Consider the following 26,962-nt stretch of genomic DNA (forward strand, 5'->3'; position numbering starts at 1 on the left):
TTTAATGACTCCCTTGCCTGCACCGCTGCGCTGGCTGCATTCCCTTGAGTGGCGCCGTGGTTTCTTCGACTGGGCACGTAGCGACGGCGTGACCTGGGTGTATATCTTCAAGGTGTTGGTCGCCGCATTCCTCACGCTGTGGCTGGCCATGCGCCTGGAACTGCCGCAACCGCGCACCGCGATGATCACCGTATTTATCGTGATGCAGCCCCAGAGCGGCCAGGTGTTCGCCAAGAGCTTCTATCGTTTCCTCGGCACCCTGGCGGGGTCGGCGGTGATGGTGCTGCTGATCGCCTTGTTTGCGCAGAACACTGAACTGTTCCTCGGCGCGCTGGCGATCTGGGTGGGCATTTGCACCGCTGGCGCCACGCGCAATCGTAACTTCCGCGCCTATGGCTTTGTGCTCGCCGGCTACACCGCGGCGATGGTCGGCCTGCCGGCCCTGGCCCACCCGGACGGTGCCTTTATGGCGGCGGTGTGGCGGGTGCTGGAAATTTCCCTGGGGATTCTTTGCTCTACGCTGGTCAGCGCGGCGATCCTGCCGCAGACCTCCAGCGCCGCCATGCGTAACGCGCTCTACCAGCGCTTTGGCGTGTTCGCGCTGTTCGTCACCGACGGCCTGCGTGGGCGCAGCCAGCGCGAGGCTTTCGAGGCCAGCAACGTGCGTTTTATCGCCGAAGCCGTGGGTCTGGAAGGGTTGCGCAGTGTCACCGTGTTCGAAGACCCGCACATGCGTCGGCGCAACGGCCGGCTCAGTCGCCTCAACAGCGAATTCATGAGCATCACCACGCGCTTCAACGCCCTGCACCAGTTGCTTGAACGCCTGCGTGCCGATGCGGCCGATCATGTGGTCGCAGCGATCAAACCCGGCCTGCAAGACTTGGCTGAAGTGCTCGACAGCTTCTCAGGCCGCGCCCTCACCAGCCCGGATGCCGCGCGCCTGGTCAACCAGATGAGCGCCTACAAGGACGGCCTGCCCGCCAAGGTGCGCAGCCTGCGGGCGAGCTTCCAGGTAGACGGCCCCACGGAAGCCGAGCAACTGGATTTCCATACCGCCTACGAGCTGCTGTACCGCTTCGTCGACGACCTTCACAACTACGCACAAACCCATGCTTCCCTGGCCGACCACCGCCACGCGCGGGAAGACTGGCACGAAGCCTATACGCCGAAAACCAACTGGCTGGCCTGCGCCGCCGCCGGTGTGCGGGCCTCGTTCATCCTCATCGTGCTGGGCAGTTACTGGGTGGCCACCGCCTGGCCCAGCGGCGCAACCATGACCTTGATTGCGGCGGCCACGGTGGGCCTTTCCGCCGCTTCGCCGAACCCCAAGCGCATGGCGTTCCAGATGGCCTGCGGCACCTTGATCGGCGCGTTGGTCGGCTTTGTCGAGATGTTCTTCGTGTTCCCCCGGATCGACGGCTTCCCGCTACTGTGCGTGATGCTCGCGCCGGTGATCATCTTCGGTGCCTTCCTCTCTTCCCGCCCCCGATACGCGGGTGTCGGCGTGGGTCTGTTGATCTTCTTCAGCACCGGCTCGGTGCCGGACAACCTCACGGTCTACAACCCCTACACCTTTATCAACGACTACATCGCCATGGTCATCGGCATGCTGGTGTGCGCGGCGGCGGGGGCGATCATCCTGCCGCCCAATAGTCGCTGGTTGTGGCGGCGCCTGGAGCAGGATCTGCGCGAGCAGGTGGTGTACGCGATCAGCGGCAAGCTCAAGGGGTTGGCGTCGAGTTTTGAAAGCCGCACCCGCGACCTGCTGCACCAGGCCTACGGCCTCGCGGTCGGCCAGCCGCAGGTGCAGCGCGACTTGTTGCGCTGGATGTTCGTAGTGCTGGAAGTCGGCCACGCGATCATCGAGTTGCGCAAGGAGCAGGCGATCCTGCCGGTGCACCCGGCGTACGCCGAGTCCCAGCCGTGGCGCCAGGCAATCCGCGTGATGGGCCGCTCGCTGGTGCGGCTGTTCCTGCAACCCAGCGCCAGCAACCTGGAGCGCGGCCTGATCGCCGTCGACCATGCGATCAGCCGCGTGCAGGCCACCGATGAACCCTTCGCCCCGCACTTCGATACCTCGGCCCTGCGCCGGGTGAAGAGCTACCTGCACTTTATCCGCACCTCGCTGCTCGACCCGCAATCGCCCCTGGCGGCCCTCAAAGGAGCCCCGCATGCCTCGTGAAATCGCATTCCACGGCGTCTATATGCCGACCATGACCCTGATGTTCCTGATCGCGGCGGGGCTGGCCTGGGCGGTTGATCGCTTCCTGGCCGGGTTCGACCTGTACCGTTTTTTCTGGCATCCGGCGTTACTGCGCCTGAGCCTGTTCGCTTGCCTGTTCGGCGCCCTGGCGCTGACCGTCTACCGTTGAGAATGCCCCGATGAAAAAGTTTTTCAGCCTGCTCGCGACCTTGCTCGTACTGGCTTTGGCGATCTGGATTGGCCGCACGTTGTGGGTGCACTACATGCAAACGCCGTGGACCCGCGACGGCCGCGTACGCGCTGACATCATCAACGTCGCCGCCGACGTTACAGGCGAAGTGGTCGACGTGCCGGTGCGCGATAACCAGTTGGTGAAAAAAGGCGACCTGCTGATGCAGATCGACCCCGAGCACTACCGCATCGCGGTGAAACAGGCGCAATCGCTGGTGGCTTCACGCAAGGCCACCTGGGAAATGCGCAAGGTCAACGCCCACCGCCGCGCCGACCTCGACGCCCTGGTGATCTCCAAGGAAAACCGTGACGACGCCAGCAACATCGCCGACTCGGCCCTGGCCGATTACCAGCATGCGCTGGCGCAACTGGAAGCCGCCGAACTCAACTTGAAACGCACGCAAGTGCTGGCGGCAGTGGACGGCTACGTCACCAACCTCAACGTGCATCGCGGTGACTACGCGCGCATCGGCGAAGCCAAGATGGCCGTGGTCGATATGAACTCGTTCTGGGTGTATGGCTTCTTCGAAGAGACCAAGCTGCCCCACGTCAAAGTCGGTGATAAAGCCGATATGCAATTGATGAGTGGCGAGACACTCAAGGGCCACGTGGAAAGCATCTCGCGCGGTATCTACGACCGCGACAACCCCGAGAGCCGCGAGCTGATCGCCGACGTGAACCCGACGTTCAACTGGGTGAGGCTGGCCCAGCGCGTGCCGGTGCGCATTCATATCGATGAAGTGCCGGAAGGGGTGTTGTTGGCGGCAGGGATTACCTGCACCGTTATCGTCAACCCAACACAAAACTGAAATGTGGGAGGGGCGGATTGGGCACCGCCTCAGGTTTGTGTGTTGGCTCTGATTTTCCGTCGACGCTTGACCCGCAGCATGCCGACGAAGCGGCGGTGGTTTCTTGTATTGAGGATCAGCAGGCAGAACAGCGATTGAAACAATGGAAATACTGCAAACATAGTCACTGGGTTGTTTCCCAAGTAGCCTGCCGAAAGCAAGGCGTTCAGGGCCGCGACGCCTACAAGCAGTGGAGGCCCCGAACGAAACCCTGCCGCCACTAAGGCCAGGCCAATGCACATTGCCAGTAGCAGAGCCATGCCCGCCACGATCGCATATTCGCCAGGGAGATAATTTATTCGGGCGTAATACGACAGGCTATGTGACAGGTTGCCTGAAATGCTGACTAAGTTCATTGATACCCCCATACCCACCGTGAATGCAAAACGTCGTGTGTAACGACTTAACGTTCGGGGGGCCTGCAGGGTATCGATGTCATTGTTCATGGCTGTTGAACTCTTCATAGATGCCGATAAGGATAGGGTTGATATTCCCGGACAGTCCGCTGCCAGTAATCGCCAGAGCGGCACCTACCTGATCGGAGAGTTGAGTGAGAAGGTCTTGGCGTAACCGGGTATTGCTGAAGCGTTTGGGGAGTGTTCCGGCCAGCTGCTTTAACCGAATCATTTCGCGAGGATGACGAGGGTTTTGCAGGCGTAGTACTTCGTTTGTCAGCTTTGCGCGCTCCTGGCGACTCATGTGCCTCAAGATGTCGGTCAGGTTGCGGCCGGTCGTATTTTTGATCGTCATGACGGTCTTTACCGTAACAAACGTCGTGCTGCCCGCGCCCACCAGCGAAATGCCGTCCAGGGCTACGGTCATTGCCTGATACCAACTATGGCTGTCGTAATAATCGTTGTCAGACGGATTGGTTAGTTCTTTGTAGGTTCGCCATAGGCCGTTGCCACATTGCAAAGCACTGGCGGCTGCAGCTGTATAAGCAATGTAAGTAACTGCAAGGCTGGAACCTGCACTGAGGGGCGCTGACGCGATGCCTGCCTTGGCAACAATAATCCCAATCACCGCCCCACCGCATGCTACGGCCATTCCCGCGGCTTCGCGCCATATCTGCGACTCGCGTGGCGAGTTTGCCACCCAATGCGCGTACTCATCAGCAGTCATCATTGGGCCTGTCACTTCTCGCAGAATCACCCGCTTAGGCTTGATACTGCACGACGGCACAAACTCACGCAGCACCGTCACCTGATAATCACTGCCGATATGCACTACGCCGGCGCCGACGATGGCCGGGTCGGCGTCAATGGTTCGATAGAGTTTGGGCAGGTCCAGCAGATTGATTAGCCGCTGGCGAGTCGTGGTGTGCGCATCAGGCACACCGCTTCGCAGGAAAGCGCTTGGCATCCTTTCACCTGTGATTAGACAGAGGTGAGAGAGCCTGGGGATAGCTTCCTCGTAATGATGTCAGGCCATTCGCTGTTTTCTGTAGGATCTGGCCGAACGGTTATTTCATGGCGCTACATAAGTTTCATGCAAGTGCCGCCACAACAGCGCACCACTGGCCTGCTTCTCGAACACTACCGTGGCCCGTCGATCCGTCTGCGTACCGCTGTCATCCACCTGATGTTCGCGATAAGTCACCGTGGCCCCCCGTGCATGCCGGTCAATCCCGGTCATTTCACTCAAGGTGATTTTCAATCCCGGACGCATCCCACCCAGGCGGGTGAACAACGCATTGACCCCGGCCGTATTGACCCGTGTGCCCGTGGCGGGCGCGATCATGCTGAACTCGGGTGAGAAGCGCGCCAGCAGATTTTGCAGCGTGCCCTCAGGCGCAACGCCGGCAAACCATTGCTCGATCTCGACGTGGGTCTGGATCACTTCTTCAAAAAAATCGCTGTAGTCAATCATGGTTGGGCTCGCTGGAAGGGTGAAGCAGTGTGCGTACCCTGGACGTATCCAGGCGCAGCACTGCGAAAAGCGGCAACAGGGTCAAGGCTGCCGCCATCGTGAAGGTTATGGCATAGGAATCCAAGGCCGACAGCACCGCGCTGAGTACGGCGGCGCCCACGCAGAAACTCACTTGGCGGTTGATATTCCACAAGGCGCTGGCGTGGCCCATGCGGTCGGCGGGGATATCCAGGAAAGCCAGGGTCTGCGCGGTGCTGCTGCACAGGCTGCCGCCCAGGCCCATCAAGACGTAGGCCGCAATGATCATGGCCGGCTCGTTGAGCAACAAGATGCCGCCGCATTGCAGCACCATGCCCGCCAGCAGCAAAGGTTTTGGGCCGCAGCGATTGAAGAGTTTTTTGCTCAGGTAAATTGCTACTGCCGAGGCCAGCGCCCACGGCAGCATCAACGCGCCGGTTTGGGTGGCGTCATACCCCAGGCCGCGCACATAAAGGATGGCGATCAGGCTGGTGCCGATAAATACCCCGGGAATGCACAGGTAGACCAACATCGCCACGCGTAGCATCGGGCTGGCGGCCTGTTTGAAAATGCTGCCCAGGTCCAGGCGCGGGCGCTCGCTTTCAGGCACATCGGGTTTTATCCACAGCAATGCCAGCAGCAAGGGCACCAAGGCCAGTGGCAGATTGGCGTAGAAGATCCAGCGCCAGGACACGCTGTCGACAATCACCCCGCCCAACGCCGGGGACAGCGCCGGCACCAGCAACGCCACTGACATCACCCGCGCCGTCAACTGGCTGCGCTCGGCCGCTGGAAAGTGCCGGTAAGCCATGGCTTGCCCTACGGGAATCAGCAGGCCGCCACCGAGCCCTTGTACGGCACGCCAGCCAATCAACGCGTCGATGGAGCCAGCCTGGCCCACCATCACAGAGGCGCCGGCGAACAGCAGCAAGCTGGTGGCGATCAGCGTGCGCTCGCCCATGATTGCCGCCAGCCACACACTCAACGGAATGATGAGGGTCAGCCCAAGCATGTAGGCATTGCTGATCCACGCCAGTTGCGTGACCGAGGCGTGCAGTTCGCGTGCGATATCCGGGTAGGCGACGGTGGCGACAAACATGTTCACCAGGTCCAGGGCAAAGCCCAGTAAAAAGATCCAGGCGACTTTCGAGCGGTAGGTCATGAACGCGATCCTGCGAGTGAAGCGGGCAGGGTAGGCCGCACGCAGGGTTTGGGATACACCGGTTTGCCTGCTAGTTTGTCAAAAATATTTTGACAAAAGGGGGCGTGATTGATGGTCAGCCTGGACCGATTCGACACTTTCAAGGCCGTAGTCGAGGCCGGCTCGCTCACCGCCGCGGCGGATCTACTCGGCCAGACCCGGGCCGTTGTCAGCTTCAACCTCAAGCGCCTGGAGGCAGAACTGGGCGTCACCCTGCTGACCCGCAACACCCGCCAACTGGCGCTGACCGATGCTGGCGAACGCTTTTACCTGCGCTGCACGCGCATGTTGGAAGAGGCCCAGTTGGCGGTGGAAGAGGCCCGCTCGGAACATGCCCAGCTCAAAGGCACCCTGCGCATCACCACCACCGTGGAATATGCGTTGGCAGTGGTTGCCCCAGCGGTGGAAGCCTTCCGTCGCCTGCACCCGGACCTGCATATCCACTTATCCACATCCTCCACTCACGCCGATTTGATTTCCGAGCGTTTTGACGTGGCAATTCGTTTGGGGCGCTTGATGGACTCCAGTCACCGCGCCGTGCAGTTGTCGACGTTCGATGTGTTCGCCATTGCGGCACCGCAGTTTGCCGGGGTTCAAACCCTGGATGAGTTGGACCAGGTGCCCAGGCTGGGCCATGGCCGCTTGACCGAGTTGAGCGTGACCGACCCGGCAGGCAATGAACATCAATACCGCGCCGGCCCGGCAGCGTTGGTGGCCGACAGTGCGGCGGTGCTCCAAGCGTTTGCCGTGCGCGGCCACGGTGTAGCGATTTTGCCGCAATGGCTGGTGCAGGAGGATCTGGATGCTGGAAGGTTGGTGCGCTTGTTGGCGGACCATCGCTTCGCGCCCCAGGGCATCTATGCGATGTATCCGGACACCCGGCATTTGCCGCTGAAGGTGCGGGCGTTTATTGATTTTATGAAGGGTTAGAGCCTGCCGCCCAAGCCAAAGCGCTTCTTCAACACCCACTCCAACAACCCGTTGGGCAACAGTGCCGCCATCAATGGCAACGCCCGGCTGCCATTGCCCGCGCGCAGCAAGCGCGGTGGCTGCGCTTGTTGCACGGCCTTGAGCACAGCCGCCGCAAACTCAGTGGCTGGGGTTGGCTTGTCCTGGGAGGCCTGGCTGCGCGCACGAATGCCCTCGCGCAGCGGCCACCATGGCGATTTTTCGTTGATCAACAATTCGGCCTGGGCTCCGGCGTTCTTCGCAAAGCTGGTATTGATCGCACCGGGCTGGACTTCCATCACGCGCACGCCAAACGGTGCCAGCTCCATGCGCAGGGCATCGCTCAAGGCATGTACGGCAGCTTTGGACGCGCAGTAAGCGCCGGCGAACGGTGTGACCAGCACCCCGGAAACGCTGCCGATATTCACCACCAGGCCCTTGCTGCGACGCAAGGCGGGAAACAGCGCCTGGGTCACGCCGACGATGGAAAACACATTGGTTTCGAACTGGCGCTGCATCGCCTCGGTGCCGCCGTCGAGCAACGGGCCCATGGCGCCGTAGCCGGCGTTGTTGACCAGCACATCCAGCTCGCCCAACTGCTCGGCCAAGTGCTGCAAGGCGGCGCTGTCGTTGACATCCAACTGCACGGCGTTAAAGCCGGCGGCGGCGAGAGCGGCAACGTCATCGGGTTGGCGGGCGCTGGCCCACACCTCGAAACCGGCGGCTTTGAAGGCGTCGGCGAGGGCGCGGCCGATACCGCTGGAGCAACCGGTGATCAGTACGTTGGGCATGCATCATTCCTTTGTCAGTCCGAGAAACTGCCTTGCAGGTGCTCGGCGCGAAATTCCAGGGTTTGCGGGCGATAGCCGGGGCGCAGCGGCGGTGCGGGCAGGCAATCGTCCCAGGTGGCACCGGCCTGCAATTCGCCGGGGCCGCGATAGCGTGGGGCGGCGTAGACGTTGTCAGCCAGGTTGACCGTGTCGCCCGGCGCATAGGCGGCGACGCGCCAGCGCAGTTCGGTCAGCGGTACGTCGTTGCCGTTGTTCAGGGTCAGTTTTAAAGGACGGTCGGCCGGGCATTCCAGCGGGGCATAGGTGATTCGCAGCTCGAGGCGGGCCAATTGCGCGGCTTCGCGGTTGTCCAGCCATACCACCCAGACGGCGACGAAACCCAGGCCGACGGCCGCTGCCAGTGACACCGGCAGCGCCTTGGCCGGGTAGCGCAGCAGCAGGATCAGCCAGGTGATGATCAGGAGAACGCCGAAGAACATGGAGACCACCTCAAATAGGGAACGAGCATCCTAACTTAAGCGTAGGTGGGATTGGTTACCTTGAAAGGTGTGTTGGTTGGGCTGACGCCATCGGGAGCAAGCCCCCTCCCACATTTGGCCAGGGTGCATCCTCGGAATAAGGTCAAACTGTGGGAGGGGGCTTGCTCCCGATGAGGGCCTGACAGGCACCACCAATCCCAAACAAAAAGCCCCCACCCAACCCACTGCGGATAGGGGACGCAATGGGTTGGGCGAGGGCTTCTTGTACGACTGTTTTACTGCGCGATAGTTTTCACCGACACGCCACGTTCAACCGGCGTCGAGCGACCGTAGATATCTTCGAAGCGCTCGATATCGTCCTCACCCAGATAGCTGCCCGATTGCACTTCGATGATCTCCAGCGGGATCTTGCCTGGGTTGCGCAGGCGATGCACCGACGCGATCGGGATGTAGGTGGACTGGTTCTCGCAGAGCAGGAACACGTTATCGTCACAGGTGACTTCGGCGGTGCCGCTGACCACTATCCAGTGTTCGGCGCGGTGGTGGTGCATCTGCAGCGACAGGCATGCGCCCGGCTTGACCGAGATGTGCTTGACCTGGAAGCGTCCGCCCATGTCCACCGAGTCGTAGGAGCCCCACGGACGATAGACTTCACAATGGTTCTGGGTTTCGCTGCGGCCCTGTTCGTTGAGGGTGGAGACCATCTGCTTGACGCCCTGGACCTTGTCCTTGTGGGCAATCATCATCGCGTCCTTGGTTTCCACCACCACGATGTTGTCCAGGCCGATCACCGAGACCAGTTTGCCGTTGCCGTGGATCATGCAATTGCGGCTGTCCTGAATCACCACATCGCCTTTGCTCACGTTGCCGTCGGCGTCTTTATCGTTGACCGCCCACAGCGAGGCCCAGCAACCCACGTCGCTCCAACCGGCGCTCAGCGGCACGACACAGGCGCGCTGGGTTTTTTCCATCACTGCGTAGTCGATGGAGTTGTCCGGGCAGCAGGCGAAGGTGGCGTCGTCGAAGGTCACGGTGTCGTGGGTCTGCTCGCTGCGTTCCAGGGTCAGCACGCAGGTGTCGTAGATGTCCGGATCGTGCTTTTTCAGTTCTTCGAGGAAGCGGCTGGCGCGGAACAGGAACATGCCGCTGTTCCAGAAGTAGCCGCCGCTTTTGACGAACTCGATGGCGCGCTTTTCATCGGGCTTTTCCACGAACTGTTGTACGCGGCTCACGCCTTCAGGCAGCAGCGAGTCGTTGCTGGACTTGATGTAGCCGTAACCGGTTTCCGGACGGGTCGCCGGCACGCCGAACAGCACCATCTCGCCACGCTCGGCCGCCACGGTGGCCAGGGCGAGTGCACGTTGCAGGGCTTTCTGGTCGTCGATCACGTGGTCGGCGGGCAGTACCAGCATCAGCTCGTCGCGGCCTTCGTTGACCAGCATCATCGCGGTCAGCGCCACGGCCGGCGCGGTGTTGCGGCCGAAAGGCTCCATCAGGATGCGTTGGCATTCGAGCTTACGTGCGCTCAGCTGCTCGTTGACGATGAAACGGTGGTCCTTGTTGCAGACCACGATAGGGGAGTCCATGCCTTCGAATACCAGGCGTTCCAGGGTTTGCTGGAACAGCGTGTGCTCGCCGGTCAGGGCCAGGAACTGTTTTGGGAACTGTTTACGGGAAAGCGGCCAAAGACGTGAGCCGCTACCACCGGAAAGGATTACTGGGATCATGGGTGTTTCTCCTTGAATCAGTTTGGGTCAGAGCCTGTGGGAGGGGGCTTGCTCCCGAAAGCGGTGTTTCAGTCGGCACACTGGGTGCTGAACTATCGCATTCGCGAGCAAGCCCGCTCCCACAGGGGGAGCGTCAATTTCAGAATCTAATCAGCGGGTCGACACTGGGCGCTTGACCCAGACTGGCGACAAGCTCGAACCTGAGCCGGTGACATACAGCACCGCCGCTTCACCACGTTCCAACGCAACCGGCTTCACATCGCCGACCTTCTTGTCACCGTCATACAGCGCCAGGCTCACCTTCACCGGGTTGATCTCACGCTCACCACGGCCCTTGGCGGCCACCGACTTGACCACGTCGGTCTTGCCGTCAGCAGTTTTCAGGGTCAGGGCCTTGTCGCTGAGGTTCTGCACGCGTACCAGGGATTTCTGCTTGTTCTTGAACGGTGGTTCTTCGATCAACTGCGGCTGGCCGCTGTTGTTGTTGACCAGGGTGTAGTAGTGATCGGCGGCCAGTTTGACCGGCACGGTCTGGCTGCCGACCTTGGCGCTGTAGTCGCCGCCTGGCATGAAGCTGAAGTCACTGCTTGCCAGCGGCGCGACGTCGCTGAGGTTGGTGGCGCCGACGGTGGCGCTGACTTCCTGGTTGGAGGCGTTGTAGACACGCACGAAGCTTGAGCCTTTCGGTGCGACTGGGCCGTACAAGGCAGCGTCACCGGCGAAGGCGGACAGGGATACCAAGCTCATACCGGCAGCCAGGGCCAGAGTCTTAGCGAGACGACGCGGAGTAGTAGTGAAAGTCATGTGAGTTACCTCTCTTTCAGTTTTGCGCCCGGTCGGGCGTCTCGGATTTAGGGTTTTCAGCTGGGGTGTTCATTGCCATGTTCTGTTGGCGCGAACCGGCTTGTTTAAGCTGCGCAACCCACGATGGGTCGGCATCACCGATTTCGTTATTCACGGGCAGATAGCGTTCAGGAAACTCCCAGATCAGCACCTGGGGCGGGTTGTTCTTGAAGTCGTCACTTTTCAGGTAGCTGAGCATCGGCAGGATCGGGCCGTGGCCGTCTTCGGCGTAGCTGACCACGTCGCTGTGCAAGGCTTGCTTGAGCGCGCCGACGAAGTTCCAGTTGGGGTTGGCGCTGTAGCTGGTGCCCACCAGTGCCACCGGGGTTTCGCTGTCGCTGAACAGCGCGTCGTCGCCTTTGGTTTCGGCCAGGTGCGTGACGCGTTTTTGCAGCGGCTCTTTAGGCGGCATCAGGTTTTCAAACAGCGGGTCCAGCGGCAGGAACAGACGCAGGTCGCCTTTATGCGGCTCGGTTTTCTCGGCCTCGGTGACAAAACGCTGCGGCTCGCCGCTCAGTGGCGTCTTGTCGGCAATGGTCTTCGCCAGTTGCTTGGCGGCGATTTCCGCACCGTCCGGGGTCCAGTGGGTGTCGGTGCGCAGGAACACTTGCTTGCCGCCCAGCTTGGCCTGTTGCAGCGGGCCGAGCAGGTCCGGGGCGATAATCTGGTCGGCTGCGACACGGGCGTGGAAGTCCTGGTACAGGTTGGCGTGGATGCTCGCCGGTTTCACTTCACCCAGGTGTTCCGGGTACAGGCGCACCTTGGCCGGCACAATCGCCATCACCAGTTGGATGCCCTGGGCCTTGAGCTTCTGGCGCACGCCTTCGACCAGCGCGTAGTTGCCCTCCAGGTTCTGGTCTTCATTGACGGCGGGGTTGAACTCCTCGTCGCTGTACAGCCAGTGATCGCGACCCAGCACCACGCCAGGGCGGCCTTCATTGAACAGCTTGTAGTCCAGCGCCGCCCACAGGTTGGTGCCGATGCGTTTGATCGGGAACTCGTCGTCGTAGTGGGTCTCGACGGCCTTGGTCCAGCGCCCGTTAAGCACGGTGGCCTCGGCGTTGGTGCTGAACCCCATGAAGCTGCGCAGCGACCAGGCGCCCAATGCCAACAGCACCACCAGGAACAGCGCGATATAGAGGACGCGTAATGAACGGGTCATGGTCGGCTCCCTCAGAATTGGAAGTAAAGGAACGGCGAGAAACTCTGCGCCGACAGTTTCAGGATCGACGCCACGAACAGCAGCAGCACCGCCGCGCGCATGGCGTAGCGTGGCCAGTCAGCGGTCCAGTAGGCCGGTTGCACGGCGGCGTCCTGGCCCACGGTGAAACCGGGCTCGTGAATGCTGCCGGGGTTGTCGCCCGGTACCGCCTTGATCAGGCTCGGGTCGGCCGGCTTGGTTTTCTCGGCAGGGCGGTTGGTGTAGAAGTCGCGCAGGCCGAAGAACGCCAGGGTTGCGTAGGCCACCACCAGGGTTGCCACTTGCAGGCCGGTGAGGTTGGCGCGGTTGAGTTCCGACAGCGACCACTCGCCAAAGCTGAACATCGCACCGTACATGCGCCCGGCGACGTGCAGGTTTTCGGCGCGGAAGATCACCCAGCCCATCACCACCAGCAGGAAGGTGAAGGCCCAGCGCACCACGTTGAAACTGCGTGGCGCGGTGTTGAGGCCGATGGCTTTTTCAATCGCCAGCCACATGCCGTGCCAGGCACCCCACACGATGTAGGTGATGTTTGCACCGTGCCACAGGCCACCGAGCAGCATGGTCAGGAACAGGTTGCGGTAGGTGGTCAGCGTGCCTTTGCGGTTGCCGCCCAGGGTGATGTACAGGTAGTCACGCAGCCAGGTGGACAGGCTGATGTGCCAGCGCCGCCAGAACTCGGTGATCGACTGGCTGATGTACGGCTGCTTGAAGTTTTCCATGAAGCGGAAGCCCATCATCAAGCCCAGGCCGATGGCCATGTCGCTGTAGCCGGAGAAGTCGAAGTACAGTTGTGCGGTGTAGGCCAGCGCACCCAGCCAGGCATCGCCGGTAGTAGGGTTTTGCAGGGCAAAACAGTGGTCGGCCACCACCGCCAGGGTGTCGGCGATGAAGACTTTCTTGATGAAACCCTGCATGAACCGCGTGCAGCCCTCGGAGAACTTGTCGAGGGTGTGGGTGCGGTTGTTGAACTGGTCGGCCAGGTCACGAAAGCGCAACACGGGACCTGCGATCAAGTGCGGGAAGATCGCTACGAACGCCGCAAAGTCGATCAGGTTGCGGGTCGCCGGGGTATCGCCACGGTACACGTCGATGATGTAGCTGATGGACTCGAAAATGTAGAACGAGATACCAATCGGCAACAGTACGTGGGTAAGAATGAACGGCTCCAGCCCCGCTGACTTCATCATCACATTGATGCTGTCGACGCCGAAGTTGGCGTACTTGAAGTAGCCAAGGATGCACAGGTCGACTGCCACGCCGAGCAACAGCCAGCGCTGCGCCGGCTTGGTGCGCACGCCGGCGGCACCGACCTTGAGGCCGATCCAGTAGTTCCACAGCGTCACGGCGGCGAACAGCGCCAGGAAGTCCACTCGCCACCAGGCGTAGAACACATAGCTGGCAATCAGCAGCAGCAGGTTGCGATAGCGTTGCCCGCTCAAGTAGTACAAGCCGAGGAAGATCGGCAAGAACAGAAACAGGAACACATTGGACGAGAAAACCATCCCGATCTCTCCATGTTTAACCAACAGTCAAGGGCCAGAGCCCCCCCAAACCCCCCCACGAATTTCGGGGAGGTTGTATTGCATTCTCACTGTCGAAACCGGCTTCAAATGTGGGAGGGGGCTTGCTCCCGATAACGGTGTGTCATTCAACACACATGGCGACTGGTACACCGCCATCGGGAGCAAGTCGAATCGTCGCACCGCCCCTCCCACATTTTTTACCGAGTACGCTCAGGAACCTTTGTTGCCTTTCTCGTGCGCCGGGTCGTAGACCTTGGTCAGGTCGCCCCCCAGGCGGAAGGTCTTGAACGGCTGCATGCCATGCTTGCGTTCGATCACCTCCGGCGCGCAGGTGTAGAGCGTGCAGAAGGGCTCAAGCCAGGCAAATTTCATGTCTTCCTTGAGGTCCTTCATGTCCTGCTCTTTGCCGTTCTTCTGCTCGAAGATGTCCGGGTCTTTCACCCCGGCGAGCACCTTGTCGCCCAGGCGCTTGAGTGCGCTGTTGTTTTCCTGGCGCAGATCGACACCGTTGACCAGGGCAAAACTGGCGATCATCGACAATGGCGGCAATGCGTAGTTGTGGTACGACAGGGCACGCTGCTGACGCTTCAACTCGTTCGGCAAAAAGCCTTGGTCATCGACCTGGTTGGCGCCGACCTTGTATTCCTTCACCGCCCAATCAAACAGGTCGCGGCGGTTGGTGGCGATGGAAGTCGCCATCACCGACCAAGCGGCCCAGTAGGAGTGATTGTTGGTTTTTTCCAGCGGCATGTTGTCCCAGTCGCTCACCACCTGATCGGCCAGCTTGTTGAACCAGGCTTCGATCTGTTGGGATTCCTGCGGGTGCTTGGCCAGCGGCTGCGACTCGGAGAATTTCAGGCGCACATAGGCCGAGGCCATGCTACCCAACGCCCATTTGCGCATGGATTTGCCGGTGTGGTTGAAGTCCTTGGACATCAACGCATTTGCCCGAGCCCATGTAGCCAGCCAGTTCAGCGTACATTCCAGCTGCTCGGGCCTGCCGTCGCGCATGAACTGCATCACGCGCTTGCTGGTGTCTTTTTCCAGCTTGGTGATGTCGGCGGTGCTGTCGCGGAAGGCTTTTTCCGACTGCACATTCAGCGTGGAGCGCGCCTTGTCCGAACCTTCGTACTTGCTGCGAAATTGCAGCGAGCCGGTGTACGGCGCCGGCATGGCGTCGCAGTCATTCTTGAAGTCGCCGGTCTTGAACGCTTCGATTGGCGCGAAATAGCCTTGGGGCGGACGCAGCGGCGCGGCGGCGTTGACTGAGCCGGCGAAGATCGCCAGGCCCAGTAACGATGGAATCAATAGCTTCTGCATAAGTAACCTCATTGCACGCTTATTTCAAGGCGTTGAAGCGGTCTGTTGACCACCGCTTGGGAATACGTTGCGTGTGCAAATTTTTGCTTCGACCTTCTGCGCGGCAGCGCCCTTTTCCGGGCCCTGCACTTCCACGGCCAGCAAGTTCTGCGAGGCCCAGTCTTCATCGGTGCGCAGTTCAAAGGCGAAACGCCCGTCTGTATCGGATGTTTCGGGTTTCTCGATCTTGATGTCCTCGTGGCGCCCGTTCATGTACCAGAGGGTGGCTTGCAAGGTTTTCACCGAAGGGTCGGCGAAGCGGATATCCACCTGGTGGTTGGCGTTGCGCAGGTCTTTGTTGGCACTGTTAACCATCAGCTCGTTCTTGCCGGGCTTCAATGTGGTGCTGGCGGACATCTGCGCGGTCTTGCCTTCGCAGCCGTTGTCCAGCAGCGCCATCATCTGGCGGTAGATGGTTTCCTGGTCGAGGCGATACAACGGCGAGAATTCCCAGATCAGGATCTTCGGCGGGGTCTTCTGGAATTCGTCGCTGCCCAGGTACTGGATCATCGAGCCTTCCAGGCCACCGCCAGGGAAGGCGACGTTGAGGACGTCGGCACCGATTTCCTGTTCGAGGAAGCCGGCGAAGTTGTAGTTCTTGCCGCTGTGGCTGGTGCCCACCAGGGTGATCTGCGGGTTGCCCGAATCGCTGAACAGGTCACCGTCGCCGGCTTCGCCCTTGGGCTCGGTGGTGAACTGGTCCATGTACTGGATCGCGTAGCTGGTGCCGCACAGTTGCCCGGCCATGTTGTGCAGGGTGCCGGTCTTGCCCATGCGGCCCGAGCGCGTGGTTTCGAATTCGCGCTTGGGAATATCGGCGAATTCAGGCATTGCACGCACTTTGGCGCCAACGATTTTTGCCGTGCGCTGGGCGCCATAAGGCGTCCAGTGCTGGTCGCCGCGGAAGTAGAAATCGTGGGCCGGCAATTCGTCCGGCAGTTGCTCGTTGGTCAACGGCGAGAGGTCCGGCACCACGTAGCCCATCTTGGCGAAACGGCCGAGCATGGTCTTGTAGTTACCCAGGGCCTTGTCGAAATCGAACTTGGCTTTTTCCTCGGGGTTGAGCTTGTTGCGGTTCACCAGGCCACGGGTCGGCTGGTAGACCACCACCAGTTCCACGCCCTTGGCCTTGAACGCATCGTGCAGTTGCTGCATGCGCTTGTAGCCGGCGGGGCTGGTGTCGAATTCGGTGCGCAGGTCTTCCTGGGTGCGGAACAGCCAGTCGCCCTGGGCTTGTACCAGGGTGGTGAAGTTCTGCTGGTAGCGCGTGGTGTAGTTCTTCGCGTCATGGGCCGCCGGGCACAGGCTGCAGCACGGTTCGGCGCTGAAGGTCGGCGCCTTGACTTCGTCGGCGCGCACGCCCTGGCTGGCCGCAAGCAGGCCGAGGGTCAGACCCGAGAGGCTCAGCAGTTTGATCATGTGTGGGTGCATAAGGGTCATCCTCAGTCCTGCAGTTCGGTCTGGCGTTCGACGGGGTCGATCAGCACGGCTTTCTGCTGGCGCACCAGCAGGTCGAGAATTTCTTCCTGGCGGTCGCCCAGAATGCCGGAGAAGCTGATGCCGCTGGATTTGGTCGGCGCCAGCATCGACACGCGATACAGCTCGATACTCAACGGCGAATCGATGGACAGCGGCCCGCTGCCGTTACCCGCCAGCTCACCGCCGACCACGATCAGCGAGACCTTGGTGTCGAACGGGTCGAGGGCGATGTCGCGGTCGGTGTCGGTCAAGTCCTTGATGTGGCCGTACACGCCGGTCAGCCCGTTGGCCATCGAGGTGTTTTCGTAGAGCTTGATGTTCACGCTGTTACGCACACGGATCCCGTGACGACGGTTGCTGATCACCTTGTTGCCCCACAGCAGGTTGTCGCCGCTCTCATAGAGGGTGATGCCGTCGGTGTGGTTGCGGTAGATCTCGTTGTCGGCGATCAGGTTGTTCACGCTGTTACGGTCGATCACCAGGCCCGAGAGCTTGTTGTCGTAGCTGCGGTTGTTGAAGATGAAGCTGTCGTTCACTTCACGGGAAATGATGATGCCGTGCTTCTTCTTGGTGCCGTACACAGTGTTGTCGGCGATGATCAGGCCGTGGGAACGGTCATGGGGGTCAATGCCGTAGACGATGTTGTCTTTGTAGGTATTGCCCTTGATCACGAAGCCTGTGGTCTCGTAGCAGTAAAAGCCGTACCACATGTCCGAGAACTCGGAGTCGATGATCCAGCCGGTCGGCTCAGGGCGCTTGAGCACCTTGGCCATGTTCGGCGTGTACTGGGAAATACTCACCCCGTACGACTTACTGTTGGCGTAGCCGAAGCTGGCCATCCTGGTCTTGGAGATATAGGTCTCGGTGCCGCCCCAGGCCAGCAGGAACGGGCGGAATTCCTTGGCCGACTTGAACAACGCCGGGCCGTTGGTTTTTTCGTCCCAGCCGGTGACCTTGGTGTCACGCACAAACAGCTGGCCGTCGTTGATCAGGAACGAACCGGCTTGTTGGGACAGGCGCAATTCCTGGGTGTTTTTGTCGATATCGAGGATGCCTTTACGCCCGACCACGATCGGCAATTTGGCCAGGAACACACCCGGCGACGTCTCGCTGAAGTACTGCTTGGGCACCTTGCCCAGCAGGTCCTTGAGGTTCATGTAGCCGTCGTCGACAAAGATCGCCTGGGGAATGCCGTGCTGGCGTACCACCCATTCGGCCATCTTGTTGTCGCCACCGATAAAGTCCTTGAGCGCGTCTTCCTGCATCATGCGGCGGATGCTGATTTTGCCGGCCTTGGTCTTGACGATCTTTTTTTCCATGGCCGCAGCGGTGTATCCCGACAGGTCGGGCAACGCCGGCTTGGCCATTTCCAGCGGCGCGGTGGGCGGGCTGGAAATGGTGTAGGTCTTGGCCTGTTGCAGTTCCTTGGCGATGATCGGCGCCTTGGCCGCCGTATCGGCAAACGCTGTGGCGCTGGCCATCAGCATTGCCGCGACGAGTAGGCTTTGAGCATTCATTGCGCAGGCTCCCATCAGAATTTCCAGACCACGTCGACAAACGCGCGGTGCATGTACGAGTCGACCTGGCTGCCATAGGCGTCGCCCGGCTTGAACACGCCGGCACGCAAGCGCACCAGGGCCGATGGTTCGTCGATCGACTGGCTCAGCGCGGCGGGCAGCAAGCCTTTCTTGAAGTACTTGGTGACCACCAGGTCCATCTCCTGGCCGAGGTCTTTCTTGCCGTCTTCCAGGGGCAGGGACGTGCTGGAGAGGATCGCGCCGGTGACGTCGTCGGTGTTGTTCTGCACCGCATCGATGCCATTGCTGCCCACCGGCTTGTTGCCGTCTACACGCCAGAACTTGTGGTACACGAGGCTAGCGTCGTAGTCCTCGCGCAGCTGCCAGGAACCGAACAGGCTCATGGACTGCATGTTGTTCATCTCGCCGCGGAACGCTTCACCGAAGCGATGCACACGGGACTGGGTGCCGGTCCAGTTCGAACGGTTGCTTTGCAGGCCGTTCTGCTCGTATTCGGCACTGGCGCGTGAATACGCCGCGCCCACTTGCCACTGCGGGTCAAGGCGCAAGCGCACGCCGATATCGGTGGCCCAGCCATTCACGTCATCGCTGCGCTTGGCGTTGGTCGGGCGGCTGCCGTCGGCGTTCAAGGCGTTGACCGTGTCGCGGTCACCTTTCATGCCGGTGATGCTGGCCCAGTAGTTGACCGTATTGGTGTTGCGCCAGTTATAAGCGTCGCTGTTGGCTTCGATGCCGAGCCAGGTCAGGTCGCCGTTCTCGCGCTTGTCCAACGGGTCAGTGGCCACGCCCGGTTCGGCGTAGTCGAGTTTGCCGTCGTCATGGGTATGGTGACCGCGCAGGCCGATCCACTGGCCCGGCGTCCACTGGTAGGCGGCGTCGGCGTAGAAGTGCTGGCGGTCCTTGTCCTTGGGCGACAGTTCTTTGAGGTCGGTGCGGTACTCGCTGAAACGTTCAGCGGCGCCGACATTGGCCTTGAGCAAGGTGGTGTCGAAGGTCCAGTTCAGCGCTTCGATGTTGGTGTCGCGCCATTGGCCGTCGTCATTGCGCAGGCGCTGGCGGCCGAACTTGAGGATCTCGCCGGGGTAGGGCGTGAAACCGCTGTAGCCGACCCAGAACTCGCGCAGGGCCAGGTAGTTTTTCTTGGCCTTGCGGTCGTCGTTGCTCGATTGTTCGGTCGTGTCATCGGCCGACTGTTGCAGGGTGTCGGTCTCGATGATGTCGCTGGACACGACCGCCTGGCCCATGGCGTAGGCGCTCCATGCGCCGCTTTCGCCGTAGATCCACGGGCGCACGTCAAGGCCGATGCCGTTGACGTCGCCGCCTTTCTGGGTGCCGAGGTCGCGGTCGTCTTCGGACTGCGCGGTGGCTTTGACTTCCAGGCCGAAGTTCTTGGCTTCGGTCAGCGCGGCCAGGGTCGGGCACGACCACAGCAGGGCGAAGGTCAGGCCAATGCCGGCCTTGACGAATGGGTTGAGCTTCATAGGGATTCCTCGCCGTCTTCTTCTTGCAGGGCGTGCAGTTGCAGCGTGCTCTGGGCCAGGGTGCCGCGGGCGGCCAGTTCCTGTTGCACCAGGCGTTGGCCTTCGGCGCGTTGCTCAGGCGTCAGCGGCGCTTCGAGCTGCGTGGCCAAGTCATTGGCCTCTGGCGTGTCCTGGGCCTTGGCCAGTTGGCTGAAGACATAGGCGTTCAATGGGTCGGGCTGGGTGCCCTTGCCCTGGGAAAACAGTTGAGCAATAGCGAAGTCGGCGCTGTTCTGGCCGTTGCGCGCGGCGGTCAGCAGGTGGTCCAGGGCTTTTTGCGGGTAGACCTTGCCCAGGTAGCCACGGCGGTATATCTGGCCGAGGTAGTAATCGGCGGCCACTTCACGGCCCACGGCTTTTTCGAAGTGCGCTTGCGCGGCCTTGGCGTCGGCCGGCACCCACTTGCCTTCGTAGTAGAGCTTGCCCAGCAGCAATTCGGCACGCGGCTGGTCGGCGGCGCGGCCGTTTTCCAGGTACTTCATCATCTGGTCGACATCGCCCAGTTCGGGAAAGTCGTAGAGCAGCTGCGCCAGGCTGACCCAAGATGCCGGGTAGCCCGGGGCGATTTTTTCCAGCAGGGCCTGGGCGGTTTTCTCGTCGGTTTTGCCCAGCGATGCATCGCCCAACACGCGAGCGACGCTATCCACGCGCTGCGCGGTGACGCTGCCACGGCTATAGCCGGCTTCCATCTGCTTGAGCAGCTCGGCCTGTTGTTCCGGCTGGGCTTTTTTCTGGTAGACCGTGGCCAGCTCGACGTAGCAGATATCGGTGCTGTTCAGCGCGGCTTTGCAGATGCGCTCCACATCATCCAGGTGCTGGTCGTAGGTGTCCTGGGTGCGATACAGCAGCACCTGGGCCAGGCCGGCCTCCGGGTAACCGGCTGCCTGCCACTTGCTGATCTGCTGTTGGGCATTCACGTTGGGAAAGCTGTGCGGGTATTGCAGATACAGCATCGCCAGCGGAATCAGGGTGTTGCCCTCACCATTGGCAAAGGCTTTTTTCAGCAGGCTCTCGGCTTCATGGTGTTCGGCTTCTGTAGCGCCGGGCTTGGCCACCAGCAGACGGCCGAGGCGTGCCTGGGCGCGGGGCGAAGTGTCCGCCGCGGCGCGGTAGGTGGCCTCGGCCTGCTTGATTTGCGCCGGATCGCGGGTGCCTACCTGGATATCGGCCAGGCCGACCTGGGCCTCGCTGTAGCCCAGGTCTGCCAGTTGCTGGTAATTCTGCTGGGCGGTGACCGTGTCGCCGCGCTTGAGCGCTTCATTGGCCAGGCGTTGGTCGGGCAGGCCGGCGCAACCGGCGAGGCTGACCGCAACAGCCAGCAACGCCGCAGTACTCATGTGGGAGCGGGCTTGCTCGCGAAGAGGCCCTGTCAGTTGATGCATGTGTTGGCTGACACACTGCTTTCGCGAGCAAGCCCGCTCCCACATTGACCTGGGTGTATTTGAGAAATTCGTCACAGGCATGTCCTCGCTTACAGACCGTGAGCCATGGCTTTATCGATCAGCCAGTTCAGGGACGGGCCACGGTCGCTGATGACTTCCACCGGGCGGCCGGCGTAGGTGCTGTCCAGCGGGGCGTCCGGCTTGATCTGCACGCGGATGTCGGAGGACAGGTCGGCGCTGTTCAGGCTGGTGCTGCTGACGATGGTGCCGGTGCGCACTTGTTCTTCGTCGGCCACCTGGAAGCTCACCGGGGTACCTGGGCGCACGTCACCGAACTGGCGATAGGTAAAGCGAGCTTCGACGTTAGCCTGGCTGCCGCGTGGCACCAGTTGGAAGATCACGTCGCCTTTGCTGGCGTACTGGCCGTCGGCGACCAGTTGCTGTGCTACCACGCAATCGCACGGCGAGGTGAGCGTGCCGGTCATTTGTTTGCCGAACAGTTCTTCGACCTTGGCCGGTTGCAGTTGGTCTTCGTCCAGGTGGCCCTTGAGTACGTCGAGCATGCTGGTGCTGAAGGTCGCCAGGGGCGCGCCTTTGGCCGCAACCGAATCACCTTTGAGCAGGCTTTGCACGGTGCCGTCGCGCGGCATGGTCACGTTCATACCGGGCACGCTCACCAGGCCGGCCTGGGCGTGGCTGACAAAGTACATGCCATACACCGACTTGAAGACAAAACCGAACGCTGCGAGGCCAACAATGAAGATGCCGGCGCTGAATACCACGGCGCGCAGGCGACCGAACGCGGTCATGCCGCTGCCGCCGTCCTTGACCTTGCGTGCCTTGGTGAAGTTGTCGCGTTGCAGGGTCGCCAGTACGTCGCCCATGGTCACGATGTCACCGGACAGGTGCGAGGTGATCAGGTGGCGCAGGGTGGAAATATCCTGGGCATCGAGGTTCTGGAACTGGCAGCCGGTGCGGCCGGTCTGGCGGTCGTAGGAGCGAATCTGCAGCTCTACGTCCATGGCCAGGCCGAGGTTATCGATCACGAACTGCAGGCGGCCCTTGTGCACTTGCCCGACAGTGAGCGGCTGGGTCGCGGTGAAGGCCAGGCCGCCGGCGGACAGGTCGATGACCCGCGCTTCAGTGGGCGTGCGGTCGCTGTTGAAGAAGCGCAACTTGGCCGGGATTTTGACCCGGGCGTGCTGGCGCTGGGCTTCGGATTCGTGGACAACGTTGGCGTTTACTTGGCTGTTCATCAGGGCATTTCCTTAAGTTAATTCAGGCTTGGCAGGGTCAGACCATCATCAGCAACACGGCAACGAAGATGCTGCCGGCGGAGAAGGTCATGGTCCGAGACGACCAGGTGTTGAACCAACGTTGAAAGCTGGCCAAATCGCGGGTCAGTTTGGTGTCCTGGCGGGTCCAGGACTGTTGATCAAGGCGGAAGAACACGTAGATCTTCACCAACGCGCCCATGATCTGGTTGTAATAGAGAATCGCCGGGTAGGCCGGGCCGATCTTGTGGCCCGAGCACGACAGCAACAGGGTCAGGATCAGGCGGGTGATGCCGATCCACAGCAGGTAGGCGAGGATGAACGCGCCGCCGTACTTGAAGGTGGCGATGATTGCCACGGTCAGGCCGAGCAGGGAGGTCCACATCGACACGCGCTGGTCGAACAGCACCACGCTGGTGAACAGGCCCAGGCGACGCACGCCCAGGCCGAGGGCGCGGGAGTTCTGGCGCAGGTTGTTGCCGTACCAGCGGAACATCAGCTTGCGGCTGGCCTTGATAAAGCTCTTTTCCGGCGGGTGTTCCACGGTGTTGATCGCGGCGTCCGGCACGTAGAAGGTGTCGTAGCCCAGGCGCATCAGGCTGAACCAGCTGGACTTGTCATCACCGGTCAGGAACTTGAAGCGGCCCAGGCGCCAGTGTTGCAGCGAGTCGCTTTCCACATCGGCGATAAAGCCCGGGTCGGTGACCACGCTGGCACGGAACACCGACATGCGCCCGGTCATGGTCAGCACACGCTTGGACAAGGCCATGGAGCACATGTTGATGTGACGCTGGGCGAAGCGCAGCTTGTGCCACTCGCTCATGATGTAGCCGCCGCGCACTTCGCAGAATTCGTTGGTGGTCAGGCCGCCGACATTGCCGAACAGTTGGAACCACGGCACGGTCTTGCGCACTACGCCCTCGGCCAGCACCGTGTCGCCATCGATCACGGCCACCACGGCGCGGTCATCCGGCAGGTGGCGGGAGATGGCGCGGAAGCCAAAGGCCAGGCCGTCACGCTTGCCGGTACCGGCGATACGCACGAAGTCGAGCTTGACGTGGGCCGGCGGGTTCATCTTTTCCCAGAGGCTCTTGACCAGCAGCTCATCGGACATTTCCACCAGCGAGCAGACCACGGTGGTGGGGAAGCCGCATTCGATGGCTTCACGAATCACCGAGCTGTAGACCTGGGCGGTGGTCAGCGCGTCGATGCGGAAGCTGGTGACCATCAGGAACACATGGGACGGGTCGGCGGCCTTGCCCAGCTTGCGCACTTTGCGTCGCAGGTGCGGGTAGACCACGTACAGGAACAGCATGCCGCGAAAGAAATGCGTCGCACCCATCGAGTAACGCCAGATACCCACGGCGCCAATCAGGAAAATAAAATTCTTCGATTGCGAATCGAAGGTGCTCGCCGGCAACAGCAGGGCGAGACCCATCAGCAGGCTGAGGAAGAGCAGCCAGCCGGCTGCTTGCAGAAATATATGTTTTAACTTGGACATAAGCGTCATCCGGAAGGGGAGGAGGCTTCAGCCTGCAAGCGCTGGGGATAAAGACACTTGCAGCCTGAAACTTGCCGTTGCTGTTACCAGCAAATACCTTCAGTACGGCCGCTCACGCTGGTGGCCTTGGACATGAAGCCCACCAGGTCGACCACTTGCTTGCCGTGCGGGGCGTTATGGGCCAGGGCACGGAATTTCTCGTCACGGTTACCGAGGATGATCACGTCGGAGTTGTTGATCACGGCGTCGAAGTCCGAGTTGAGCAGGGACGACACGTGGGGGATCTTGCCTTCGATGTAGTCCTTGTTCGCGCCGTGGACACGGGCGTACTCGACGTTGCTGTCGTAGATGCTCAGGTCGTAGCCCTTGCCGATCAACATTTCCGCCAGCTCTACCAGCGGGCTTTCACGCAGGTCGTCGGTGCCGGCCTTGAAGCTCAGGCCCAGCAGCGCGATTTTGCGCTTGTCGTGGCTGGAAACGATGTCGAAGGCGTTCTGTACCTGGGACTCGTTGCTGCGCATCAGCGAGTTGAGCAGTGGCGCTTCCACGTCCAGGGAGCCGGCGCGGTAGGTCAGGGCGCGCACGTCCTTGGGCAGGCACGAACCGCCGAAGGCGAAGCCTGGGCGCATGTAGTACTGGGACAGGTTGAGGGTCTTGTCCTGGCAGACCACTTCCATCACTTCGCGACCATCGACGCCGACAGCCTTGGCGATGTTGCCGATCTCGTTGGCGAAGGTGACCTTGGTGGCGTGCCACACGTTGCAGGTGTACTTGATCATCTCGGCAACGGCGATGTCCTTGCGGATGATCGGCGCATCGAGTTCTTCGTACAGCGACTGCAGGACATCGCCGGAGGCTGTGTCGAATTCACCGATGACGGTCATCGGCGGCAGGTCGTAGTCAGCGATGGCGGTGGATTCACGCAGGAACTCCGGGTTGACCGCAACGCCGAAGTCGACGCCGGCTTTTTTGCCGGAGCAGTCTTCGAGGATCGGGATCACCACGTTGGCCACGGTGCCGGGCAATACGGTGCTGCGTACCACGATGGTGTGGCGGGTGGTCTTGTCACGCAGTACAAAACCGATCTCGCGGCACACCGATTCGATGTAGTTGAGCTCCAGGTCACCGTTCTTCTTGCTCGGCGTACCGACGCAGATCATCGACAGGTCGGTGTCACGAATGGCTTCGGCGAAGTTGGTGGTGCCGCGCAGTCGGCCCGTCTCGATACCCTGGCTCAACAATTCGCCCAGGCCTGGTTCAACGATCGGCGATTTACCCGCATTGATCAGGTCGATCTTTTCCTTGGAGATGTCTACACCGACCACTTCATGGCCACGGGCAGACAGGCAACCGGCGCAGACTGCACCCACGTAACCTAGACCAAATATGCTGATACGCATCGCATTTACCTCTTTGTCACTGAAGACGTTGTTAATCATGCCAATTAGATGGCCGGAGTTCATGTTTACAAGCGTCACTGATGCCGCGAAAGTTGGGCGAATAGACGCCGACTTACCGCGTGCAGGCATGTTTAATAGTGAGTGACTAACTATTGCACTCAAGTTGTGCGCAACGTGGCCTTATTATTGGGGCTTGCCCTGAAATGCAGCCGGGCTTCCTTGGCGGAAGGTTCCGGCGCCAGTGTCGCAGGGCTTTGATACAGGCTATAAGCCTTTTGATATCAATGCCTTGGGTTGTCACACTGGCACATTTAGGTCAGCGCTGCCGTGGCCTATAGGGGTTGGCAATGAGTCCTTTTTGCCACCCTCAACTCAATCAGTTGATGATATGACCATAGAGTCAAAGTGTTTTATGACAACTTGACTACTTCCGTTGGTCGCTATGTAAGTCATCTCTTACGTAAACAGAGAATTTCGTTACCGGTGGTATGAGGCGTGCTTCAAGACGAAGTTCCTGCCCGCTCATCCTGTTTCTGGAAATTTCTTGAAATATTAGAAAAGATGGCACTGGTACTATATTGATAGCACTTGCTACTTAGACCAGTAGTTGTGGGGAGTTGGTGCGAGGAGATAGTTTTGTGCCACTACTGATTAAAAAAAGTGGTGCCACTACGAAAAAAACCGACGAGTGTCGAGTGAAAAAATTGTTAGAGATGTATCTGGATGTTTTTCTGGCGCCAAATAAATGACGATTCGTGATTTGGAATACAAGCAAAATGTGGGAGGGGGCAAGCCCCCTCCCACATTTGGAACTCACGGCCTGGATGAGATGGGCAGGCCTTATTCCGGTGCGTGATCGCGCAAGAACACCAGGTTATCCGGCTTGGACTGCTCCGCATTGAAGCGATAACCCTGCACATCGAACTGCTTGAGCTTAGCCGGATCGTTGATGCGTTCCTCGATCACAAAGCGGCTCATCATGCCCCGGGCCTTTTTTGCGTAGAAGCTGATGATCTTGTACTGGCCGTTCTTCAAGTCTTTGAACTCGGTGTTGATGACCCGCGCATTCAGCGCCGGGCGCTTGACCGCCGAGAAGTACTCGTTGGAAGCCAGGTTGAGCAGCACGTCATCGCCTTGTGCGGCCAGTGCTTCATTCAACCATTCGCTGATACGCGTGCCCCAGAAGGCGTAGAGGTCCTTGCCACGGGCGTTGGCGAGCTTGGTGCCCATCTCCAGGCGATACGGCATCATCAGGTCCAGCGGGCGCAGCAGGCCATACAGGCCCGAGAGCATGCGCAGGTGGTCCTGGGCATAGCTGAAATCGGCGTCGCTGAAGGTTTCGGCGTTGAGGCCGGTGTAAACATCGCCCTTGAACGCCAGCAAGGCCTGCTTGGCATTTGCCTGGGTGAAGGCTGGCGTCCAGCTGCCGAAACGGGCGGCGTTGAGGCCGCCGATCTTGTCGGATACGTGCATCAACTCGCTGATTTGCGCCGGGCTCAGTTCGCGCAGCTGTTCGATCAGCTCCTGGGAGTGGTCCAGGTATTGCGGCTGGGTGAAGCGCGCAGTGACCGGCTTTGACTCGAAGTCGAGGGTTTTGGCGGGGGAAATCACCATCAGCATGAAG

23 protein-coding genes are annotated in these 26,962 nt (G+C 60.7%); 4 read left to right on the top strand and 19 right to left on the bottom strand.

The genetic code is table 11. The annotated features are described in order from the left end of the window. Window positions 1–4: 4 nt before the first annotated feature. From FRT59_RS01545 to FRT59_RS01555, 3 genes are read left to right on the top strand one after another with little or no spacing between them, the layout of a single operon-like run. A complete protein-coding gene (locus FRT59_RS01545) occupies window positions 5–2,182 on the top strand; it encodes an FUSC family protein (RefSeq protein ID WP_034118194.1) in 2,178 nt (725 codons plus the stop codon). Next, on the top strand, window positions 2,172–2,372 hold the full coding sequence (locus FRT59_RS01550; RefSeq protein WP_034118195.1) for a DUF1656 domain-containing protein: 201 nt from the start codon (window positions 2,172–2,174) through the stop codon (window positions 2,370–2,372). The genes FRT59_RS01545 and FRT59_RS01550 overlap by 11 nt, the downstream gene beginning before the upstream one ends. 10 nt (window positions 2,373–2,382) lie before the next feature. Further along, window positions 2,383–3,243: an efflux RND transporter periplasmic adaptor subunit gene (locus tag FRT59_RS01555; RefSeq protein WP_153870220.1), complete on the top strand. Its 861-nt coding sequence runs from the start codon at window positions 2,383–2,385 to the stop codon at window positions 3,241–3,243. Window positions 3,244–3,272: 29 nt separating this feature from the next. On the opposite strand, the gene FRT59_RS01560 is transcribed toward FRT59_RS01555, so the two are convergent. The 4 genes from FRT59_RS01560 to FRT59_RS01575 all read right to left on the bottom strand — a co-directional run bounded on the left by FRT59_RS01560 (window position 3,273) and on the right by FRT59_RS01575 (window position 6,331). Next, window positions 3,273–3,728 (bottom strand): hypothetical protein, encoded by a 456-nt coding sequence (locus FRT59_RS01560; protein ID WP_233094141.1) that lies wholly within the window; start codon window positions 3,726–3,728, stop codon window positions 3,273–3,275. After that, a complete protein-coding gene (gene ssp4 / locus FRT59_RS01565) occupies window positions 3,718–4,644 on the bottom strand; it encodes an Ssp4 family T6SS effector (protein ID WP_153870221.1) in 927 nt (308 codons plus the stop codon). The genes FRT59_RS01560 and ssp4 overlap by 11 nt, the downstream gene beginning before the upstream one ends. A gap of 105 nt (window positions 4,645–4,749) precedes the next feature. Next, window positions 4,750–5,151 carry a hypothetical protein gene (locus tag FRT59_RS01570; protein WP_034118198.1) on the bottom strand — a complete coding sequence of 134 codons (402 nt, stop codon included), beginning with the start codon at window positions 5,149–5,151 and terminating at the stop codon, window positions 4,750–4,752. Beyond that, window positions 5,144–6,331 carry an MFS transporter gene (locus FRT59_RS01575; RefSeq protein ID WP_153870222.1) on the bottom strand — a complete coding sequence of 396 codons (1,188 nt, stop codon included), beginning with the start codon at window positions 6,329–6,331 and terminating at the stop codon, window positions 5,144–5,146. The genes FRT59_RS01570 and FRT59_RS01575 overlap by 8 nt, the downstream gene beginning before the upstream one ends. Before the next feature lie 111 nt (window positions 6,332–6,442). Here FRT59_RS01575 and FRT59_RS01580 point away from each other — a divergent pair, with 111 nt between their 5' ends. Continuing rightward, window positions 6,443–7,300 carry a LysR family transcriptional regulator gene (locus tag FRT59_RS01580; protein ID WP_034118200.1) on the top strand — a complete coding sequence of 286 codons (858 nt, stop codon included), beginning with the start codon at window positions 6,443–6,445 and terminating at the stop codon, window positions 7,298–7,300. Here the strand turns inward: FRT59_RS01580 and FRT59_RS01585 are convergent. The 15 genes from FRT59_RS01585 to yaaA all read right to left on the bottom strand — a co-directional run bounded on the left by FRT59_RS01585 (window position 7,297) and on the right by yaaA (window position 26,958). Then, a complete protein-coding gene (locus FRT59_RS01585) occupies window positions 7,297–8,109 on the bottom strand; it encodes an SDR family oxidoreductase (RefSeq protein ID WP_153870223.1) in 813 nt (270 codons plus the stop codon). The two genes, FRT59_RS01580 and FRT59_RS01585, sit on opposite strands and share 4 nt — an antisense overlap. Before the next feature lie 14 nt (window positions 8,110–8,123). Beyond that, window positions 8,124–8,588 (bottom strand): hypothetical protein, encoded by a 465-nt coding sequence (locus FRT59_RS01590; protein WP_034118202.1) that lies wholly within the window; start codon window positions 8,586–8,588, stop codon window positions 8,124–8,126. 275 nt (window positions 8,589–8,863) lie between these two features. Further along, window positions 8,864–10,315: a mannose-1-phosphate guanylyltransferase/mannose-6-phosphate isomerase gene (locus FRT59_RS01595; RefSeq protein ID WP_034118203.1), complete on the bottom strand. Its 1,452-nt coding sequence runs from the start codon at window positions 10,313–10,315 to the stop codon at window positions 8,864–8,866. 150 nt (window positions 10,316–10,465) lie between these two features. Further along, a complete protein-coding gene (locus tag FRT59_RS01600) occupies window positions 10,466–11,119 on the bottom strand; it encodes an alginate O-acetyltransferase AlgF (RefSeq protein WP_153870224.1) in 654 nt (217 codons plus the stop codon). Between the two features lie 16 nt (window positions 11,120–11,135). Further along, a complete protein-coding gene (locus FRT59_RS01605) occupies window positions 11,136–12,320 on the bottom strand; it encodes an alginate O-acetyltransferase (RefSeq protein ID WP_153838850.1) in 1,185 nt (394 codons plus the stop codon). 11 nt (window positions 12,321–12,331) lie between these two features. Beyond that, entirely contained in the window at window positions 12,332–13,864 is a 1,533-nt protein-coding gene (locus FRT59_RS01610) for an MBOAT family O-acyltransferase (RefSeq protein ID WP_034118206.1), read from the bottom strand. Between the two features lie 231 nt (window positions 13,865–14,095). Beyond that, window positions 14,096–15,205, bottom strand: coding sequence for a mannuronate-specific alginate lyase (locus FRT59_RS01615; protein WP_153870225.1), 1,110 nt, complete (start codon window positions 15,203–15,205; stop codon window positions 14,096–14,098). A 24-nt stretch (window positions 15,206–15,229) separates the two neighbouring features. After that, window positions 15,230–16,675, bottom strand: coding sequence for an alginate O-acetyltransferase (locus FRT59_RS01620; RefSeq protein ID WP_153870226.1), 1,446 nt, complete (start codon window positions 16,673–16,675; stop codon window positions 15,230–15,232). Window positions 16,676–16,686: 11 nt separating this feature from the next. Beyond that, entirely contained in the window at window positions 16,687–18,255 is a 1,569-nt protein-coding gene (algG, locus tag FRT59_RS01625) for a mannuronan 5-epimerase AlgG (protein ID WP_153870227.1), read from the bottom strand. Then, window positions 18,255–19,742 (bottom strand): alginate export family protein, encoded by a 1,488-nt coding sequence (locus FRT59_RS01630; protein WP_034118209.1) that lies wholly within the window; start codon window positions 19,740–19,742, stop codon window positions 18,255–18,257. The genes algG and FRT59_RS01630 overlap by 1 nt, the downstream gene beginning before the upstream one ends. Continuing rightward, the gene (algK, locus tag FRT59_RS01635; protein WP_233094142.1) at window positions 19,739–21,163 is read right to left on the bottom strand and encodes an alginate biosynthesis TPR repeat lipoprotein AlgK; all 1,425 of its coding nucleotides are present in this window, start codon (window positions 21,161–21,163) and stop codon (window positions 19,739–19,741) included. Before algK ends, FRT59_RS01630 begins: the two co-directional genes overlap by 4 nt. An 89-nt stretch (window positions 21,164–21,252) precedes the next feature. Then, window positions 21,253–22,419 carry an alginate biosynthesis protein Alg44 gene (locus tag FRT59_RS01640; protein ID WP_153870229.1) on the bottom strand — a complete coding sequence of 389 codons (1,167 nt, stop codon included), beginning with the start codon at window positions 22,417–22,419 and terminating at the stop codon, window positions 21,253–21,255. Window positions 22,420–22,456: 37 nt separating this feature from the next. Beyond that, the gene (alg8, locus tag FRT59_RS01645) at window positions 22,457–23,938 is read right to left on the bottom strand and encodes a mannuronan synthase (protein WP_167524243.1); all 1,482 of its coding nucleotides are present in this window, start codon (window positions 23,936–23,938) and stop codon (window positions 22,457–22,459) included. 83 nt (window positions 23,939–24,021) lie between these two features. Beyond that, the gene (locus FRT59_RS01650) at window positions 24,022–25,338 is read right to left on the bottom strand and encodes a nucleotide sugar dehydrogenase (protein WP_034118790.1); all 1,317 of its coding nucleotides are present in this window, start codon (window positions 25,336–25,338) and stop codon (window positions 24,022–24,024) included. An 840-nt stretch (window positions 25,339–26,178) separates the two neighbouring features. Next, window positions 26,179–26,958, bottom strand: coding sequence for a peroxide stress protein YaaA (yaaA, locus tag FRT59_RS01655; protein ID WP_153870231.1), 780 nt, complete (start codon window positions 26,956–26,958; stop codon window positions 26,179–26,181). Window positions 26,959–26,962 lie beyond the last annotated feature (4 nt).

It is taken from the genome of Pseudomonas haemolytica (genome assembly GCF_009659625.1).
GTDB classification, from domain to species: Bacteria; Pseudomonadota; Gammaproteobacteria; order Pseudomonadales; family Pseudomonadaceae; genus Aquipseudomonas; species Aquipseudomonas haemolytica.

Coding starts and splice junctions, on each gene's coding strand:
- FRT59_RS01650 (WP_034118790.1), bottom strand. CDS start 25,338: ATGCGTATCAGCATATTTGGTCTAGGTTACGTGGGTGCAGTCTGCGCC.
- FRT59_RS01550 (WP_034118195.1), top strand. CDS start 2,172: ATGCCTCGTGAAATCGCATTCCACGGCGTCTATATGCCGACCATGACC.
- yaaA (WP_153870231.1), bottom strand. CDS start 26,958: ATGCTGATGGTGATTTCCCCCGCCAAAACCCTCGACTTCGAGTCAAAG.
- FRT59_RS01595 (WP_034118203.1), bottom strand. CDS start 10,315: ATGATCCCAGTAATCCTTTCCGGTGGTAGCGGCTCACGTCTTTGGCCG.
- algK (WP_233094142.1), bottom strand. CDS start 21,163: ATGCATCAACTGACAGGGCCTCTTCGCGAGCAAGCCCGCTCCCACATG.
- FRT59_RS01640 (WP_153870229.1), bottom strand. CDS start 22,419: ATGAACAGCCAAGTAAACGCCAACGTTGTCCACGAATCCGAAGCCCAG.
- FRT59_RS01585 (WP_153870223.1), bottom strand. CDS start 8,109: ATGCCCAACGTACTGATCACCGGTTGCTCCAGCGGTATCGGCCGCGCC.
- FRT59_RS01570 (WP_034118198.1), bottom strand. CDS start 5,151: ATGATTGACTACAGCGATTTTTTTGAAGAAGTGATCCAGACCCACGTC.
- FRT59_RS01555 (WP_153870220.1), top strand. CDS start 2,383: ATGAAAAAGTTTTTCAGCCTGCTCGCGACCTTGCTCGTACTGGCTTTG.
- FRT59_RS01620 (WP_153870226.1), bottom strand. CDS start 16,675: ATGCACCCACACATGATCAAACTGCTGAGCCTCTCGGGTCTGACCCTC.
- alg8 (WP_167524243.1), bottom strand. CDS start 23,938: ATGTCCAAGTTAAAACATATATTTCTGCAAGCAGCCGGCTGGCTGCTC.
- algG (WP_153870227.1), bottom strand. CDS start 18,255: ATGGGAGCCTGCGCAATGAATGCTCAAAGCCTACTCGTCGCGGCAATG.
- FRT59_RS01545 (WP_034118194.1), top strand. CDS start 5: ATGACTCCCTTGCCTGCACCGCTGCGCTGGCTGCATTCCCTTGAGTGG.
- FRT59_RS01590 (WP_034118202.1), bottom strand. CDS start 8,588: ATGTTCTTCGGCGTTCTCCTGATCATCACCTGGCTGATCCTGCTGCTG.
- FRT59_RS01560 (WP_233094141.1), bottom strand. CDS start 3,728: ATGAACAATGACATCGATACCCTGCAGGCCCCCCGAACGTTAAGTCGT.
- FRT59_RS01575 (WP_153870222.1), bottom strand. CDS start 6,331: ATGACCTACCGCTCGAAAGTCGCCTGGATCTTTTTACTGGGCTTTGCC.
- FRT59_RS01600 (WP_153870224.1), bottom strand. CDS start 11,119: ATGACTTTCACTACTACTCCGCGTCGTCTCGCTAAGACTCTGGCCCTG.
- FRT59_RS01580 (WP_034118200.1), top strand. CDS start 6,443: ATGGTCAGCCTGGACCGATTCGACACTTTCAAGGCCGTAGTCGAGGCC.
- ssp4 (WP_153870221.1), bottom strand. CDS start 4,644: ATGCCAAGCGCTTTCCTGCGAAGCGGTGTGCCTGATGCGCACACCACG.
- FRT59_RS01610 (WP_034118206.1), bottom strand. CDS start 13,864: ATGGTTTTCTCGTCCAATGTGTTCCTGTTTCTGTTCTTGCCGATCTTC.
- FRT59_RS01605 (WP_153838850.1), bottom strand. CDS start 12,320: ATGACCCGTTCATTACGCGTCCTCTATATCGCGCTGTTCCTGGTGGTG.
- FRT59_RS01615 (WP_153870225.1), bottom strand. CDS start 15,205: ATGCAGAAGCTATTGATTCCATCGTTACTGGGCCTGGCGATCTTCGCC.
- FRT59_RS01630 (WP_034118209.1), bottom strand. CDS start 19,742: ATGAAGCTCAACCCATTCGTCAAGGCCGGCATTGGCCTGACCTTCGCC.